Here is a 15,877-nt window from a genome sequence, read left to right as displayed (position 1 = left end):
CACTGATTCACCGATGAAGGTGGGGGTTACATGCTGATCGAGTTGGCGGTGGGCGACGCGTACGGCGCGGGATTCGAGTATGCGAAGCCGGGATTCGTCGCGGCGCACAACACGCTGCGGCGCTATGTCCAACACCCGACGCACCTGACGATCCGTCCCGGCATGTACACCGACGACACCCAAATGACCTTGGCCATCACGGAATTGCTCGTCTCCGGCGATCCATGGACGCCGGCGCGCCTGGCCGACCATTTCGTCGAGGCCTTCCGCCGCGACCCACGCGACGGCTACGCGGGACGCTTCCGCGACTTTCTCGGCACGGTGCACACGGGCGCCGAATTCCTGCGCCGCATCGTCCCGGACAGCGACAAGAGCGGCGCGGCCATGCGCGCCGGGCCGATCGGCCTGCTCCCGGATATCGACCAGGTGTTGTCCTACACCGAGATACAGGCGCGCATCACCCACGACACGCCCGCGGGCATCGAGGCCGCCCAGGCGGCGGCGCTGGCCGTGCACTACTGCCAGCACCGGCTCGGCCCGCTGACCGACATCTCGTCGTGGATGGGCGATCGGCTCACCCCGGGCTGGGCACGTCCCTGGCATGGCAAGGTCGGCTCGAAGGGATGGATGAGCGCTCGCGCCGCACTCACCGCCCTGTCCACCGGCCGCTCCCTCACCGAAATCCTGCGCACCTGTGTGGCATTCACCGGTGACATGGACACCGTCGCCACCATCGCGCTGGCCGCCGCGGCACGCTCGCAGGAGGTCGTCCAGGACCTGCCCGACACCTTGCTCGCCGGTCTGGAGAACGGGCCGTTCGGGCGAGACTACCTGCGGGATCTGGACTCTCGGCTGCTCGCCGGGCTCGTGTAGAGCGCGCGAGGATGCCGACCGGCTCCGAGACTTCGCGTCGTCGTCGAAGTCTCGGCGACGCCCTTGCCGAGAGGTCAGGCGTGGTCGAGGTATCGAGGTAGGTCGGTGAGGGTGGAGATGGTGGGGAGGCGGGATTCCGGGGCGGCGGGGCCTCGGTTGAGCCAGATTCCCTGTAGGCCCGCGGTTGTCGCGGCTACGGCATCGATGTCGCGTCGGTCGCCTACGTAGGCGACCGATTCCGGCGATAGGGCCAGGTCGGTGCAGGCGATGTGGAAGATGCGGGGGTCCGGTTTCGCGACGCCCAAGTCGTCGGAGGCGAATATGCCGGGGAGGTGGGTCGCGAGACCGACTTTGCGGAGCTTCATCCGCTGCTGGTTGCCGTCGTTGTTGGTCAGCACGGCCACGCGCAGCTCGCGGCGGCGGAGTTCGTCGAGGGTGGGGAGCACATCGGGAAATGCCTGCCAGCCCGCTTCGCACCGCGACCGATAGTCGGCCATCCAGTCGTCGACTCGCTGCGGATCCCACCGCGGCAGGCCGAGATGCTCGACCAGCCCGTGGACCCGCATCCGACGCTGCTCCGCGAAAGTGAGCTCGCCCGCCAGGAAGCGGTCCATCAGCAACTCGGTCAGCTCATGCCATCGAATCGCGGCCCGGCGTCGAGCGTCGGCGGGTAGATCCGGAATCATTTGCGCGAGTTTGGCATTCACGGCCACATCGGCGGCCGCGTAATAGTCCACCAGCGTGCCGTCCAGATCGAACAGCACCGCGCGTACCGGCACTCGCCGAAAGGCGGTCGCGGCGAACACCATCTCGTCGACGGTGCGCTTGGTGATCAGCAGCGGACCGGTCCCCGAGAGCAGTGCCGCCGCCTCGGCAACGCTGCCGGTGCCCACCGCATCCGCCACGCCCACCGACGGATTCGGCACCGCCACGCCCGCCAACTCGGCTGCCGAATAGGCACGGATCGGCACCTCGAGCATGGTCGCGGCCGCCCGCAGTTCCGGCTCCCCCGCCCGGCTGTCGAGCGTAGCCAGGCAGCCGATCACCTTCTCCCCCACCACGTCTCGCACCGCCGCCACGATCCGCTCGGCCGCCGTCCCCGGCCGCAACCCGACCCCCACCGCCAACGCGGTCACCGCAGACCACCGATCCGGCAACGGCCGTCACGCCGCACAGGCTCTCGTCGCACGGCCGGAACTCGACGACAACGGCAGATACCGACAATCCGCGTTCGATCAACGGCTCGCGTACCCCGCTGCGGATGGCGGCTGATCGCCCGCCTGGGCACCGGTTCGATCGACGCTTTCGGTAGCTCAGGCATCGGCGCGGGATTTTGCGTGTGCGCGGGCCGCGGTCATGAAACGGGCGGCGGCTTCGGGGTTTCCGGCGGGGTGGGTGTGGAGGTAGGAGGCGTGGACCTGGTGAGTGACGGCGCCTTCGCGAACTCGTTCGCCATTGCTGTGCCAGCCCCAGGCCGGAGTGTCGACGGCGGCGGAAACCACACGGGTGCGGTGGAATTCGTGGCCGCGGACTCGTTCGCCCGACCGCCAGAGGGGCGAGTCGGTGAGGGCGACGGCATCTCGGTAGCCGAGGGTGAGGCGGGGGCCGAATTCGGCGGTGGCGTCGATAACTCCGGCCATCGGGTGGCCGTCGAGTGAGCGGGTCAGGTAGAGCAGGCCCGCGCATTCGGCGTGGATCGGCATGCCGCGGCGGGCATGGTCGGCCACGGCGGTCAGCAGCGCCGTATTCGCGGCCAACTCGGCCGCGTACTCCTCGGGAAAGCCGCCGGGCAGGACGAGACCGGCTGTGCCGGTGGGCAGTTCGTCGTGCAGCGGGTCGAACACCGCCACCTGCGCTCCGGCCGCCACCAGCAGCTCCCGGTGCTCCGCGTATCCGAACGTGAACGCGGGCCCGCCCGCCATCGCGATCACCGGCGCGTTCTCGGACACCGTTCGACTTCCCGCATCCGCGATCGCCTGCGAATCGGCGTGCGGGGAGTCAGAAGGTGCGCGGTCGACCGCGAGGTCGAGGGTGTCCGTCGACAGGAGCGCGGCGGTAGCGAGCACGGGATCCCATGCGGGGCCGGTCGTCGTCGACGCGGCGAGGGCGGCGAGCGCGCGCAGGTCGACGTGGGCGGCGACCAGATCCGTCATCGCGTCGACGGCGGCGGTCGCGGCCGCACCGTGCTCCACGGCCGGGATCAGTCCGAGATGCCTTGACGGGACCTCTAATTCGGCCATGCGGGGCAGCGCGCCGAGTACCGGGAGGCCGACCCGGTCGCAGGCCGCGCGCAGCACCTGCTCGTGCCGTTCGCTGCCGACGCGGTTGAGGATCACGCCGCCGAGGCGGACCGAGGTGTCGAAGGTCGCGAATCCGTGCAGCAGCGCAGCGAGGCTCTGGCTGTGGCCACGTGCGTCGACCACCAAAACCACTGGCGCGCCGAGCAATCCGGCTACCTGCGCGGTCGATCCCTCGGCGACCGGCCCCACCTGGTTCTCGTCGATGCGACCGTCGAACAGCCCCATCACGCCCTCGACCACCGCGAGGTCACACCCCTGCACCCCGTGCCGATACAGCGGCACCACACGCTCCGCCCCGACCAGCACCGGATCGAGATTGCGCCCGGGCCGCCCGGCCGCAAGCCCGTGATACCCGGGATCGATATAGTCCGGCCCCACCTTGAACGGCGCGACCCGATGCCCCGCCCGCCGCAGCGCACCGATCAACCCCGTTGCGAGAGTGGTCTTCCCACTCCCCGACGCGGGCGCCGCCACCACAACGGCCGGAACCGTCATGGCGGCACCGCCATCGGCTACCACTCGATGCCCCGCTGGCCTTTGCGGCCCGCGTCCATGGGGTGCTTGAGCTTGGTCATCTCGGTGACCAGGTCGGCGGCGTCCATGAGGGCTTGGGGCGCGTCACGGCCGGTGATGACCACGTGCTGGTTACCCGGTCGGTTGCGCAGCGTCTCGACGACCTCGTCGACATCGACCCAGCCCCATTTGAGCGGGTAGGTGAATTCGTCGAGGACGTAGAAGCGGTGCTGTTCGGCGGCGAGCCTGCGGGCGATCTCGTGCCATCCGGCCAGTGCCGCGGCGGCGTGGTCCTCGTCGGTGCCCTGTTTGCGGGTCCAGGACCAGCCTTCGCCCATCTTGTGCCATTCGACGGGGCCGCCCACACCGGTCTGCTCGTGCAGCGAGCCGAGCGTGCGGAAGGCGGCTTCCTCGCCCACCTTCCATTTGGCGCTCTTCACGAACTGGAACACCGCGACGTCGAAGCCCTGATTCCAGGCGCGCAGCGCCATACCGAATGCCGCGGTGGACTTACCCTTTCCGGGGCCCGTGTGCACCGCGAGCACCGGCTGGTTGCGCCGCTGCTTGGTCGTGAGCCCGTCCTCGGGAACGGTCTCCGGAACACCCTTGGGCATCGAATCTCCTTGCTAGTGCCTGTATCTCGGGCTGTCGGCCGGACCGATCACGCGGCGCGAGCGGCCAGTTGGGTTGTCCGCCAACCAGATCCGGAACGCACCACGTCGGCGACCGCGTCGCCGGTCAGTTCGGCCAGGCGCAGGTAGTCGGCGCGCAGGTCGCGCGCCAGGTCTGCGGCGAGGCCGAGACGGATCATGCCGCGCTCGCAGTCGACCACGATCGAGGTCACCGCGTCGCGGGCCAGGAGCCCGGCGGCGGCGCGGGCGCGCGGCACCGCATCGACGCCTCCGGTGGCGCGACCGTCGGTGAGCAGCACCATCATCGGGCGGCGGCGCGGGTCGCGGACCCGCTCGCGGTGCACGATCTCGCGTGCCTTCAGCAGTCCGGCGGCGAGCGGCGTCTTGCCGCCCGTGCGCATACCCGACAGGCGACGCACCGCGATATCGACCGAGGAGGTCGGCGGCAGCACGAGTTCGGCGTCGTGGCCGCGCACGGTGATCACCGCGACCTTGTCCCGCCGCTGATAGGCGTCGCGCAGCAGCGTGACCACCGCGCCGGTGACGGCGGAGAGCCGGTCGCGCGCCGCCATCGAGCCCGAGGCATCGACCACGAAGACGACCAGATTCCCTTCGCGCCCTTCGCGATACGCCCCGCGCAGGTCTTCGGCCGCCAGCTTCAGCGGGCCGTCGCCGCGCCCGCGCGCATGCTGATGCGGAGCGGCGGCGAAGACGGTGCCGAGCAGATGCAGCCCACCGGCGGTGTCGTCACTGGATCGCACGACGCGTCCCTGCCGAGTCTGCGCGCGAGAGCGACGGCCCGGCGCGCCTTCGCCGACGCCCGCGACCTCCCAGCGTGGCGGTTTGGCCATGGCGGATGACGGTGTGCCGGAAAGACTTTCCCGCGCGGCGCCGCGCCCGCCACCGGGTCCGTCGGGCGGCGAATCCGGTCCGTCGTCATCGGGGCCACCGTCCGGGTCACCCTCGGGACGATCGTCATCGCGCGCCTCGGGACCGGATCCCTCCGGACCGCAGGACAAGTCGTCGGCCGAACCGCGCTCGGGCTCGGATCCCGCATCGCCGCTGGGGTTTTCGGATGCGTCGGCGCGCCCGCGCTCCGCCTCCTCCGCCGCATCCCGCATCGCGTCGTCGAGCTGTTCCTCGCTGATCCCCGGCTCGTCGAACGGATCACGCCGACGCCGGTGCGGCAGCGCGAGTTCCGCGGCGACCCGCACATCGTCCTCGGTGACCCGGTCACCACCACGCCAGGCGGCATGCGCCGTCGCGGTGCGCGCCACCACCAGATCGGCGCGCATTCCGTCCACGTCGAACGCCGCGCACAGCGCCGCGATCCTGCGCAGCTCGACATCGTCGAGCACGACCTGCTCGATCCGGTCGCGCGCGGTCAGAATCCGTTCGGCCACAGCACGATCGGCATCGGCGTAGCTCGCGGCGAACCCCGCCGGATCGGCCTCGTAGTCGAGCCTGCGGCGCACGACCGCCATCCGCACGTCCACCTCGCGGGAGGCGATGACATCGACGGTCAACCCGAACCGGTCGAGCAGCTGCGGGCGCAGCTCGCCCTCCTCCGGATTCATGGTGCCGACGAGCACGAACCGCGCCGGATGCGAATGCGAGACACCGTCGCGCTCGATATGCACCCGCCCCATGGCGGCGGCGTCGAGCAGCACGTCGACCAGATGGTCGTGCAGCAGGTTGACCTCGTCGACGTAGAGCACGCCGTGATGGGCGGCGGCGAGCAGCCCCGGCCGGAACGCCTGTTCGCCGTCGCGCAGCACCCGCTCCAGATCCAGCGAGCCGACCACCCGGTCCTCGGTGGCCCCCACCGGCAGTTCGACCAGCCGCGCCGGCCGCGCGCCCGTCTCGTCGACGACCGGCGGCAGCAACTGCGCGAGCGCGCGCACCACAGTCGATTTCGCGGTGCCCTTCTCCCCGCGCACCAGCACGCCACCGATTCCGGGGTGCACCGCGCAGAGGATCAGCGCGAGCTGCAATCGCTCCTGGCCGACCACGGCCGAGAACGGGAATCCGGCGTCGGCGTCCGATCGGCGATTCGACCCGGCGCGCGAGGTGAGTTCGGTACGGGAAACAGACACGCCCCAACTCTAGGCTGCATCGTTGGCCGCGCCTTCGGCGCGGCGGGTTCGCGGCCCCTTATGTCTCGCATCCGAGCCCTCGAGACTCGTGCCTTCGGCGCATGCGCTTCGAGGGCTCGGATGCGAGACGGCCGCTCACGGTCGCTCGTAAGACTCGCTCCGTACGGGGTGATCGATGCTTTGCGGGTTGCTGTTCGCTTAGCCCTTGCGCATCGGCACGTGCATGATGCCGTCGTCGTCGAATTCGGGCCCATCGATCACGAACCCGTACTTGGTGTACATCTGCGACAGGTGGCTCTGTGCGTTCAAACGCACTGTGGCAGAACCGGCTTCGGCGAGCGCGGCATGCATCAGCCGGGTGGTGTACCCGTGCCCGCGCCACGGCACGGAGGTGCACAAACGCCCGATACGGAAGCTCTTCACCCCGTTGTCGTGCTCCTCGAGCAGTCGCAGCGTAGCCACGACCTCACCCTCGTCATCGAGCCAGAAGTGCCGGGTCTCGGCGGCCAGATCGAGGCCGTCCAGCTCCGGGTACGCGCACTTCTGCTCGACGACGAAGACCTCGACGCGCAGTTTCAACAGCTGATAGAGGGTGGCGGTGTCGAGATCGAGCGCCCATGACCTTTTGAGAGCAACCGTTGACATCATCGCGCCTTGCTATCACACCTACGACGTCTGCGCGACCCCTGCATGGCGTGGCGTGTTGCCCGACACAGCGGCGTCCAGGCGCAACGCCTTGGAGGTCCAGTCCCACACCTCGTGGAACAGCGGCTGGTTCTCCGAGAGCTTCACCCCGAGCGAGGGCACCATATCCTTGAGCTTCGGGGTCCATTCGGCGTACTCGCGCGGGAAGCAGCGCTGCAGTACGTCCAGCATCGCGGTGACGCAGGTGGACGCGCCGGGCGAGGCGCCGAGCAGGCCCGCGATGCTGCCGTCCTCGGCGGCGATGACCGCGGTGCCGAATTCGAGCACACCGCCCGCACCCTTGCGCCGGATCACCTGCACGCGCTGGCCCGCGGTGATGAGCTCCCAGTCACGGCCGTCGGCGCGCGGGATGAACTCCTCCATCGTGTAGACCTTGCCCGCCTCGGACTTGAGCAGCTCCGAGACCAGGTACTTGGTCAGGCCGAGTTCGGTGACGCCGACGCCGAGCAGCGAGAACAGGTTGTTCGGCTTCACCGACTTGAACAGATCGGTGTTCTTACCGTCCTTGAGGAACTTCGGCGTCCAGCCCGCGTAGGGACCGAACAGCAGTCCCGGCTTGCCGTTGATGACGCGAGTGTCCAAGTGCGGCACCGACATCGGCGGCGCGCCGACGGCAGCCTTGCCGTACACCTTGGCCTCGTGCTGGCCGATCAGGTCGGGGTTGGTGCAGCGCAGGAACTGACCGCTCACCGGGAAGCCGCCGAATCCCTTGGCCTCCTTGATATCCGCCTTCTGCAGCAGCGGCAGCGCGCCGCCGCCCGCGCCGACGAAGACGAATTTGCTGATGAGCGTGCGGCTTTGGCGGGTACGCAGGTTACGCACCTTGACCAGCCAGGTCCCGTCGGACTGCCTGGTCAGGTTGCGCACCTCGTGCCCGAACGCCAGATCCGCACCGGAGCCGCCGAGGTAGGCGAGCAGTTCCTTGGTCAGCGAACCGAAGTCGATATCGGTGCCCGCGTCGGTCCAGTTCAGCGCGACCGGATCGGAGAAGTCGCGGCCCTTGGCCATCAGCGGTAGTCGCCGCGCGAACTCGTCCTGGCCGTCGATGTACTCCATGCCCTCGAACAGCGGGTGCCGCGACAGCGCCTCGTAGCGCTTGCGCAGGTAGTCCACGTTGTCGGCGCCGTGCACGAAGCTGACGTGTGGAATGGGGTTGATGAACCGCGACGGGTCGCCGAGCACGCCGTGCTCGACCGCGTACGCCCAGAACTGCCGCGACACCTGGAAGCGCTCGTTGATGTCGATCGCCTTGCTGACATCGACCGAACCGTCCGGATTCTGCGGGCTGTAGTTCAGCTCACACAGCGCGGAATGGCCGGTGCCCGCGTTGTTCCACGGGTCGCTGCTCTCCGCGGCCGCGGCGTCGAGCCGCTCGAACAGGGAGATCGACCACTCCGGCTGCAGCTGGCGAAGCAGCGCGCCGAGAGTGGCACTCATGATGCCTGCGCCGATGAGTACTACATCGGTCTTTTCAATCTTGGCAGCGTTCGGCACGGGTAGATCGACTTCCTTGTCCTTCTTCGCACATCCACCGGGCGTGGTGGGCGTGCTGGGCACGGGCGCTATGCGGTTGTTGCTTCGTCGAGCGTGACGCGGCGGATGTAGGTTACCCGCCGTTCACCTACGGCCAATTGTGCACCTCACCGCTTCGAAGACCGGCAGCGAACCTGCCGAATGTGACCTAGATACCTCCGGGTAATGGTGCCTGGCCTCACCTTCAATCCGCGGCATCCGTCGCCTAGATTGGTTCTCGTGACGAACGAAACCTCGCCCGGCGTGTCGGAAATCACGGCCCGTTCCACCGACCCGTGGCGGGCGGATGTCCTCGGCGCGGACTACCAGCAGCGCACCCTCCCGCTGGGCCCCGATCCCGACGGTGAGGGCGAGGCGGTGGCCACCCTGGTCCGCTACGTCCCGAAGTCGGCGGGGGCCACGCAGGCGCCTGCGGTGCTGTACGTGCACGGCTTCACCGACTACTTCTTCCAGCAGCACCTCGCCGAGCACTTCGCCGCGCGCGGCCACCGCTTCTACGCGCTCGATCTGCGCAAATGCGGCCGGTCGCTGCGCGAGGGGCAGACAGCGCACTTCGTCACCGATCTGGCGCTCTACGACAACGAACTGAACGAATCGCTGCGCATCATCCGCGCGGAAACCGAGGGCGAGGTCCTGGTCGTCGCGCATTCGACCGGCGGCCTGGTGGTTTCGCTGTGGCTGGATCGGCTCAACGCCGCGCGCGGCACGGTGGCCGCCGGCGTCACCGGCCTGGTGCTCAACAGCCCCTGGTTCGATCTGCAGGGCCCGGCCTACTACCGCACCGTCGGCACGCCGATCATCAAGGCGCTCGGCCGTTTCCGGTCGATGTTCGAACTGCCCGGCGCGAAGATCAGCAGCTACGGCGACAGCCTGCACCAGAGCGTCGCGGGCGAATGGGATTACAACCTGGACTGGAAACCCTTGGAGGGCTTCCCCGTTCGCTTCGGCTGGCTGCGCGCCATCCGCAACGGCCACGCCAGGCTGCACCAAGGCCTCGATGTCGGTGTGCCGTCGCTGATCCTGCGCTCGCGGATCACCCGGTTCCAGCGCACGTACGGTCCCGCCGTCGACGTCGCCGACGCGGTGCTCGACGTCAAGCAGATCCAGCGCTGGTCGGGCTGCCTGGGCGATCGCACCAATATCGTGCCGATCGACGGAGCCCGCCACGACGTGTTCCTGTCCTCGGCGCAGCCACTCGCCCAGGCCTTCTCGGAGCTGGACAACTGGCTCGACTGGCTGGAGATCTACCAGCGCAAGGCCGCCGAGGCCGGGGCCTCACCAGAGGCTGGTGCGTAACACGATCTCGGTGGCCAGCTCGTGGTCGGCCTCGGTCGCCACATTGTCGACATCGATGGGCACGGCACGGAATTCGCCGTACACGTAGCGGCCGGAGGCGTCCGCGACCGCGCGCGGCAGCCGCTTGGTGACCAGCACCGTGGTCGGCAGCTCGACCGGGCGGCAGTTCGGATCGAGTACGCCGCCGTCCGCACCGGGTACCGCGGGATGGCCGCGATCGGCCACCACCAGGCTGACGAACCTGCCCATGCCGCCCGCGGCCGCCTGCCAGGCCAGCGAGGCGCCGGCGCCGCGCCCGGCGATGTTCACCCACGGCACCTTCAGCTCGTCCAGAATCGCGTGCACACCGGCCTGGTCGAGGCCATCGATCGACTCCACCGTGATGGTGCGCAGATCCGAATTGTGCAATCGCGCACACACCTGGTCGTAGACGTCCGACGGGTCGCCCACGTCGGGCAACAGCAGCACGGTGTGCCTGGACTCGGGCCCGTCCACCCGCACAGTCCACGTTCGGTCACCGACCACGATCCGCCGAGAATTCATGCCGAATTACGGTACACGCCCCGGTTGAACTGATCCGTCCATTCCCGGCTCTTCCGCGCCCGACACGCGCCCCCACGCCGGGAACTGCCCGCCACATCCCAAACGGCCGGTCCGCCCCATACGCCGCGCACCCTTCCGCACCGCCGCGCACGAACTCCTGCCGAAATCGCTGCGCGGCGCTGCGATGAGTGCGCGGCGGCGAGCACGCACTCATTGCGGTGCCGCGCACCTTTCTGGCTGCCGCGCGCGAACTTCTGGCTGAATTCGTGCGCGGCGGTGTAACGACTGCGCGGCCGCACGATGAGTGCGCGGTGGTCAGGTCTGCGTGGTCGTGTGGAGGATGGGGAGGGTAGGTGGGGGGCCGTCGGTGAGCAGGCGTTCGAGCTGGGGGATGTCGAGGTTTTGTTCGACCAGGTCGGCGAGTAGGTCGAGTTGGGCGGTGCGGATATCGGCGACCGATACGTCGTCGGCGACGGCGAATCCGGTGCGGCCCGCGCGCATTGCGACCTGACGTAGCCATGCGCGGCGGAACTCGTCGGATTCCAGCAGGCCGTGCAGGTGGGTGCCCCAGATCACTTCTCGGACACTGCCTTCCGGGGCACCGTCGACGACCAGCCAGGGGTGGTCCGCGGTGCGGGTCACCCTGCCGTGGTGAATCTCGTAGCCGTGCACCGGGATTCCCGCTGTCGGCCATCGCACGGCACGCTCGGTGGACAGCACGACCGCAAGTCGACTCACACCTGCGCCGCTCGCCCCGGCGTCCGTCGGACCGGCGCCACTCACCCCGGCGCCACTCGCCCCAATGGCGATCGACCCGGCCGTCGACCGGCCGAACGAGTTCGCATCCGCTCCGTGTCCGGCACTGTGGCGCAACACTTTCGGGTCGCCGAATTCAATATCCAGGTCGAGGAGACCGAGACCGGCCACCTCGCCCGCGCCGGACTCGACGGGGTCGATGATGCGGCTGGCGAGCATCTGGTAGCCGCCGCAGATGCCGAGGATCGGTCTTCCCGCTGCGGCGCGGGCGGTGAGTGCGTCGGCGATTCCGGTGCGGCGCAACCATTCCAGGTCGGCGACGGTGGCCTTGCTGCCCGGCACGACGACCAGATCGACGTCCGCGAGACGGGAGGGCTCACTGACCCAGCGCACCGCGACACCCGGCTCGCAGGCCAATGCCTCGACATCGGTGGAATTGGAGATCCGCGGCAGCCGGATGGCGGCGACCGTCAACCACTCGCTGCCGATCGGCGGGCGTGGACGGCCGACGGGCGCGTCCGCGACGGTGCCGAGCGAGTCCTCGGCATCGATCCACAGATCCTCGGCGTACGGGATCACGCCGAGGATGGGACGGCCGGTCAGCTCGGTGAGGCGGTCGAGCCCCGGGCGCAGCAGCTCGACGTCACCACGGAACTTGTTGATGATGAAGCCCGAGATGCGTTGCTGGTCTTCGGGTTCCAGGATGGCGACGGTGCCGAACAGGTGGGCGAGCACGCCGCCGCGGTCGATATCACCGACGACGACCACCGGAAGTCCCGCCGCCTCGGCCAGCCCCATATTCGCCAGATCGGTTGCCCGCAGGTTGATTTCGGCGGGCGAGCCAGCGCCCTCGCAGATCACCACGTCGTATTCGGCGCGCAGCGAGGCGAGTTCGTCGGCCACCACCTTGCGCAAGTCCTGCCGATGCCGGAAGTAGTCCCGCGCGCCGACCGTGCCGATCGCCTTGCCCCGCACGACGAGTTGCGACCTGCGGTCGCTACCCGGCTTGAGCAGCACCGGATTGAATCGCACGCTCGGCGCCAGCCCACATGCCTGCGCCTGCAATGCCTGCGCCCGCCCGATCTCGCCGCCGTCGAGCGTCACCACCGAGTTGTTCGACATGTTCTGCGCCTTGAACGGCGCCACCCGCACCCCGCGCCGCGCCAGCATCCGGCAGATACCGGCCACCACAACGCTTTTCCCGGCGTCGGACGTTGTACCCGCGACAAGCAGCGCACCCTTCACAGCGCTGCCAGCGCTCCCCCATCGGCCCGGCCGAGGCCGGAAATCGCCAGGCGGCCCGCGGTCGGATCCCGGCGCACGCCCGGACAATCGAACCGGATCACGGGACGACCGCACCCGGCATCGAGCCGAACGGGTCGGCCACTCGAACTGGGCGGTCCACCGCTCACGGCAGGGTGAGGATCTCGGCGCCGGTTTCGGTGACCACCAGGGTGTGTTCGAACTGGGCGGTCCACTTGCGGTCCTTGGTGACCACGGTCCAGCCGTCGTTCCAGATCTCGTAGTCGATGCCGCCGAGGTTGATCATCGGCTCGATGGTGAAGGTCATGCCCGGCTCGATCACCGAGTCGACCGCGGGCTGGTCGTAGTGCAGGATCACCAGGCCGCTGTGGAAGGTCGGGCCGACGCCGTGGCCGGTGAAGTCGCGCACCACGCCGTAGCCGAACCGGTTGGCGTAGGACTCGATCACCCGGCCGATGACATTGAGCGCTCGCCCCGGCCGTACCGCCTTGATGGCCCGTGCGGTGGCTTCCTCGGTGCGCTCGACCAGCAGCCGCACCTCTTCGTCGACATCGCCCGCGAGGAAGGTCTTGTTGGTGTCGCCGTGCACGCCGTTGATGTAGGCGGTGACGTCGATATTGACGATGTCGCCGTCCTCGATCACCGTCGAATCCGGGATACCGTGGCAGATCACCTCATTCAGCGAGGTGCAGCATGACTTCGGAAATCCCTTGTAGCCCAGCGTCGACGGGTACGCGCCGTGATCGCACATGTACTCGTGCGCGATCCGGTCCAGCTCGTCGGTGGTGACGCCGGGAGCGACCGCTTTGCCCGCCTCTTCGAGTGCCTGCGCCGCGATCTTGCCCGCGATCCGCATCTTCTCGATGGTCTCCGCCGTCTGCACCCAGGGCTCGCGCCCCTCGTTGACAGTCTTCTTCCACGCGTATTCCGGGCGCTCGATGGCGCGCGGCACGTCGCGGGTCGGCGAGAGCGTGCCGGGAACGAGTGGCTTGCGCGTGCGAACAGACATGTGATCAAGACTATCGGTCCGGCTCGACCGCCACCCGGCAGCGTCCCGCACCGCAGCGGTGCGGGACGCCGTCGGTCAGTAGTAGTCGCCGTGGCGATAGTCCCAGGAGGGGAAGGTGTCGGCCAAGGTGTCCATGATGCGGTCGATATCCAGACCGCGGCGGATTACCGTCGGGGCCGGAGTGATCCGCCGTTCACCGTGTTGCTCGGGGACCAAGTCACCGACGCCGTCGACCATGGAGACCATGACCCCCTGCTCGTGGCGACTGTCGTCATCACGATCGGGCTGGATGGAGTGCACGTAGTCGTCGGCGGCGACGATCAGGTCGGCTTCCGCTTCGATGCGGGGGCCGATACCCGAGACGCGCCCCCTGTTCCCCACGCCGGACGGATTCGCCGAGCTCGCGAAGCTGAGCTTGCTTCGGCTGCGCCACAACTCGCCGACGATCTGTTCGGCGGGGGTGCCGAACCGGATGACGAAGCAGCTGGTGCCTCTGCCGTCCCTGGCCAGTTCGCGAGCGGTTTCGTCGGGCAGCAACGCCAGCGCTTCCGTACGCCACGGCAGGATGCAGCCCAGCAGGATGTCGTCGTCCCAGTGCTTCTGATAGAACGCCCTGATCTCGTCGTTGAGTACCGCCAGCTCCTCCAGCTGCGCCATCGACGAGCACAGCACCACGCCTGGCTTATTGCGTTTGCGTTGTTTGGCGCTGAATTTCCGCTCCAGCCCCGCGCCATCGGTGGCGATCAGGACATAGCCGACCTTGGTCGGCGCGACCACCAGACCACCGGCGGCATCGAGGATGTCGACCGCCTGATCGACGGCCTGGCCCTCCCACGGAACTGTTCGTGTCGTGCTGATCATGGTTCACCTCGATCGATTCGGATTCGGATACTCGCCTGCGGGCCCAGCGCTTCCGAAGCTAACACCGCAATCCACATACTGAAATATCAATCCCATATACTGAGATACAGGCACGCGCGGTCACACCGCGCCCCGACCGGGCGGGCGGCATCAACAGTCGGCGATAGTGTCGAATTCACTTACCGCACAGAACCATTCGCCACAGCGGGTCGACTCGCTCTTTCGCCGACCTTAAGCAGCGCGGTGAAGATTGTCACGGCCGCGCGTTCACGGCCATCGCGCCCCGGCCGACGCGGCCACCGGACAGCGCAGCACGCGGCGACAATCTCGGCCGCCCACGAAGCCGGGCGCGGAATATCTCCGGACCCCAGTCCGTTTAGCTGGTAGTTGACGTAGAAACTTCTCAGGAGAGATAGGAAGCGCTGTGGAACTGGGACTCACCACCTTCGCCGAGTTGTACCCGGCCGGTGATCGACCGGCACCGACCGCGGCCCAGCGACTTCGCGAGGTGGTCGACGAGGCCGTCGCCGTGGAGCGAGCCGGGCTCGATGTCTACGGCGTCGGCGAACACCATCGCAAGGATTTCGCGGCGTCCGCGCCCGCCGTTGTGCTCGGCGCGATCGCCGGACGCACCGAACGCATCCAGCTGACCAGCGCGGTCACCGTGCTCAGCTCGGCCGACCCGGTGCGGGTCTATCAGGAATTCGCGACGCTGGACGGCCTGTCGAACGGCCGTGCCGAGCTGATGGCGGGCCGCGGCTCGTTCACCGAATCGTTCCCGCTGTTCGGCTACAACCTCGCCGACTACGACGAACTCTTCGAGGAGAAGCTGGCGCTGCTGCTGCACCTGCGCGACGAAGATCCGGTCACCTTCGAAGGCAAGTTCCGCGCACCCCTGCGCGACGCGATCGTCTACCCGCGCACCGACAATCGCCCACTCCCGGTCTGGATCGCCGTGGGCGGCAGCCCGGAATCGGTCGTCCGCGCCGGCCTGCTCGGCCTGCCGCTGGCCATCGCGATCATCGGTGGCGAACCCGCCCGCTTCAAGCCACTGGTCGACCTCTACCACCGCGCACTGGAAGAGGGAGGCCACGACAAACAGCCGGTCGCCGTGCACGCCCACGGCTATATCGCCGACACCGACGCGGAAGCCGTCGCCGATTTCTACGCCCCCTACTCCCTGGCCATGAGCACCATCGGCCGCGAACGCGGCTGGGGCCCGATGACCCGACCGGCCTTCGACGCCCTACGCTCCCAAAGCGGTTCACTCTTCGTCGGCACCCCCGACTACGTCGCCGAGAAGATCGCCGACATCCGCGACACCCTCGGCCTCGACCGCTTCATGCTGCACACCAGCGTCGGCACCCTCCCCCACGAGAAGGTGCTGCGCAACATCGAACTCCTCGGCGAAAAGGTCGCACCCCAGGTCCGCTGAGAACCGAACGTCAGCGGACCAGGTCGAACTCGCCGACGTCAGAGATCTGGTGCACGGCGTCG

13 protein-coding genes are annotated in these 15,877 nt (G+C 68.5%); 3 read left to right on the top strand and 10 right to left on the bottom strand.

All coding sequences use genetic code 11. The features are described 5' to 3' along the window. Positions 1–30 precede the first annotated feature (30 nt). Positions 31–873 (top strand): ADP-ribosylglycohydrolase family protein, encoded by an 843-nt coding sequence (locus ACIG5A_RS37050; RefSeq protein WP_397248906.1) that lies wholly within the window; start codon positions 31–33, stop codon positions 871–873. A gap of 74 nt (positions 874–947) precedes the next feature. Here ACIG5A_RS37050 and ACIG5A_RS37045 read toward each other — a convergent pair whose 3' ends face one another. The 6 genes from ACIG5A_RS37045 to mqo all read right to left on the bottom strand — a co-directional run bounded on the left by ACIG5A_RS37045 (position 948) and on the right by mqo (position 8,556). Continuing rightward, positions 948–2,009 (bottom strand): cobalamin biosynthesis protein, encoded by a 1,062-nt coding sequence (locus ACIG5A_RS37045; RefSeq protein WP_397248904.1) that lies wholly within the window; start codon positions 2,007–2,009, stop codon positions 948–950. A 177-nt stretch (positions 2,010–2,186) separates the two neighbouring features. After that, positions 2,187–3,668 carry a cobyrinate a,c-diamide synthase gene (locus ACIG5A_RS37040; RefSeq protein ID WP_397248902.1) on the bottom strand — a complete coding sequence of 494 codons (1,482 nt, stop codon included), beginning with the start codon at positions 3,666–3,668 and terminating at the stop codon, positions 2,187–2,189. A gap of 17 nt (positions 3,669–3,685) precedes the next feature. After that, a complete protein-coding gene (cobO, locus tag ACIG5A_RS37035) occupies positions 3,686–4,300 on the bottom strand; it encodes a cob(I)yrinic acid a,c-diamide adenosyltransferase (RefSeq protein WP_397248900.1) in 615 nt (204 codons plus the stop codon). Positions 4,301–4,347: 47 nt separating this feature from the next. Beyond that, the gene (locus ACIG5A_RS37030; protein ID WP_397248898.1) at positions 4,348–6,414 is read right to left on the bottom strand and encodes a magnesium chelatase subunit D family protein; all 2,067 of its coding nucleotides are present in this window, start codon (positions 6,412–6,414) and stop codon (positions 4,348–4,350) included. A gap of 198 nt (positions 6,415–6,612) precedes the next feature. Beyond that, positions 6,613–7,062, bottom strand: a complete 450-nt coding sequence (locus tag ACIG5A_RS37025; protein ID WP_397248896.1) for a GNAT family N-acetyltransferase — start codon at positions 7,060–7,062, stop codon at positions 6,613–6,615. Between the two features lie 18 nt (positions 7,063–7,080). Beyond that, positions 7,081–8,556 (bottom strand): malate dehydrogenase (quinone), encoded by a 1,476-nt coding sequence (mqo, locus tag ACIG5A_RS37020; RefSeq protein WP_397248894.1) that lies wholly within the window; start codon positions 8,554–8,556, stop codon positions 7,081–7,083. Positions 8,557–8,871: 315 nt separating this feature from the next. Here mqo and ACIG5A_RS37015 point away from each other — a divergent pair, with 315 nt between their 5' ends. Then, complete coding sequence (locus ACIG5A_RS37015; RefSeq protein ID WP_397248892.1) at positions 8,872–9,948, top strand: alpha/beta hydrolase; 1,077 nt, start codon at positions 8,872–8,874, stop codon at positions 9,946–9,948. Here the strand turns inward: ACIG5A_RS37015 and ACIG5A_RS37010 are convergent. The 4 genes from ACIG5A_RS37010 to ACIG5A_RS36995 form a co-directional block, all read right to left on the bottom strand. Beyond that, positions 9,928–10,491: an alpha/beta hydrolase gene (locus ACIG5A_RS37010; protein WP_397248890.1), complete on the bottom strand. Its 564-nt coding sequence runs from the start codon at positions 10,489–10,491 to the stop codon at positions 9,928–9,930. The genes ACIG5A_RS37015 and ACIG5A_RS37010 overlap by 21 nt on opposite strands. Positions 10,492–10,806: 315 nt before the next feature. Beyond that, positions 10,807–12,492, bottom strand: a complete 1,686-nt coding sequence (locus ACIG5A_RS37005; protein WP_397248888.1) for a cobyric acid synthase — start codon at positions 12,490–12,492, stop codon at positions 10,807–10,809. Between the two features lie 163 nt (positions 12,493–12,655). Further along, positions 12,656–13,519: a type I methionyl aminopeptidase gene (gene map / locus ACIG5A_RS37000; protein ID WP_397248886.1), complete on the bottom strand. Its 864-nt coding sequence runs from the start codon at positions 13,517–13,519 to the stop codon at positions 12,656–12,658. Between the two features lie 75 nt (positions 13,520–13,594). After that, a complete protein-coding gene (locus ACIG5A_RS36995; protein WP_397248884.1) occupies positions 13,595–14,380 on the bottom strand; it encodes an L-threonylcarbamoyladenylate synthase in 786 nt (261 codons plus the stop codon). Positions 14,381–14,804: 424 nt separating this feature from the next. On the opposite strand from ACIG5A_RS36995, the gene ACIG5A_RS36990 reads away from it, so the two are divergent. Then, positions 14,805–15,815: an LLM class flavin-dependent oxidoreductase gene (locus ACIG5A_RS36990; RefSeq protein ID WP_397248882.1), complete on the top strand. Its 1,011-nt coding sequence runs from the start codon at positions 14,805–14,807 to the stop codon at positions 15,813–15,815. Positions 15,816–15,877 lie beyond the last annotated feature (62 nt).

The organism is Nocardia sp. NPDC052566 (assembly GCF_044547285.1).
In the GTDB taxonomy this organism is placed as follows: domain Bacteria; phylum Actinomycetota; class Actinomycetes; order Mycobacteriales; family Mycobacteriaceae; genus Nocardia.
This window is presented reverse-complemented; position numbering and strand designations above follow the sequence as displayed.

Coding starts and splice junctions, on each gene's coding strand:
- ACIG5A_RS37050 (WP_397248906.1), top strand. CDS start 31: ATGCTGATCGAGTTGGCGGTGGGCGACGCGTACGGCGCGGGATTCGAG.
- ACIG5A_RS37040 (WP_397248902.1), bottom strand. CDS start 3,668: ATGACGGTTCCGGCCGTTGTGGTGGCGGCGCCCGCGTCGGGGAGTGGG.
- cobO (WP_397248900.1), bottom strand. CDS start 4,300: ATGCCCAAGGGTGTTCCGGAGACCGTTCCCGAGGACGGGCTCACGACC.
- ACIG5A_RS37025 (WP_397248896.1), bottom strand. CDS start 7,062: ATGATGTCAACGGTTGCTCTCAAAAGGTCATGGGCGCTCGATCTCGAC.
- mqo (WP_397248894.1), bottom strand. CDS start 8,556: ATGAGTGCCACTCTCGGCGCGCTGCTTCGCCAGCTGCAGCCGGAGTGG.
- ACIG5A_RS37010 (WP_397248890.1), bottom strand. CDS start 10,491: ATGAATTCTCGGCGGATCGTGGTCGGTGACCGAACGTGGACTGTGCGG.
- map (WP_397248886.1), bottom strand. CDS start 13,519: ATGTCTGTTCGCACGCGCAAGCCACTCGTTCCCGGCACGCTCTCGCCG.
- ACIG5A_RS36995 (WP_397248884.1), bottom strand. CDS start 14,380: ATGATCAGCACGACACGAACAGTTCCGTGGGAGGGCCAGGCCGTCGAT.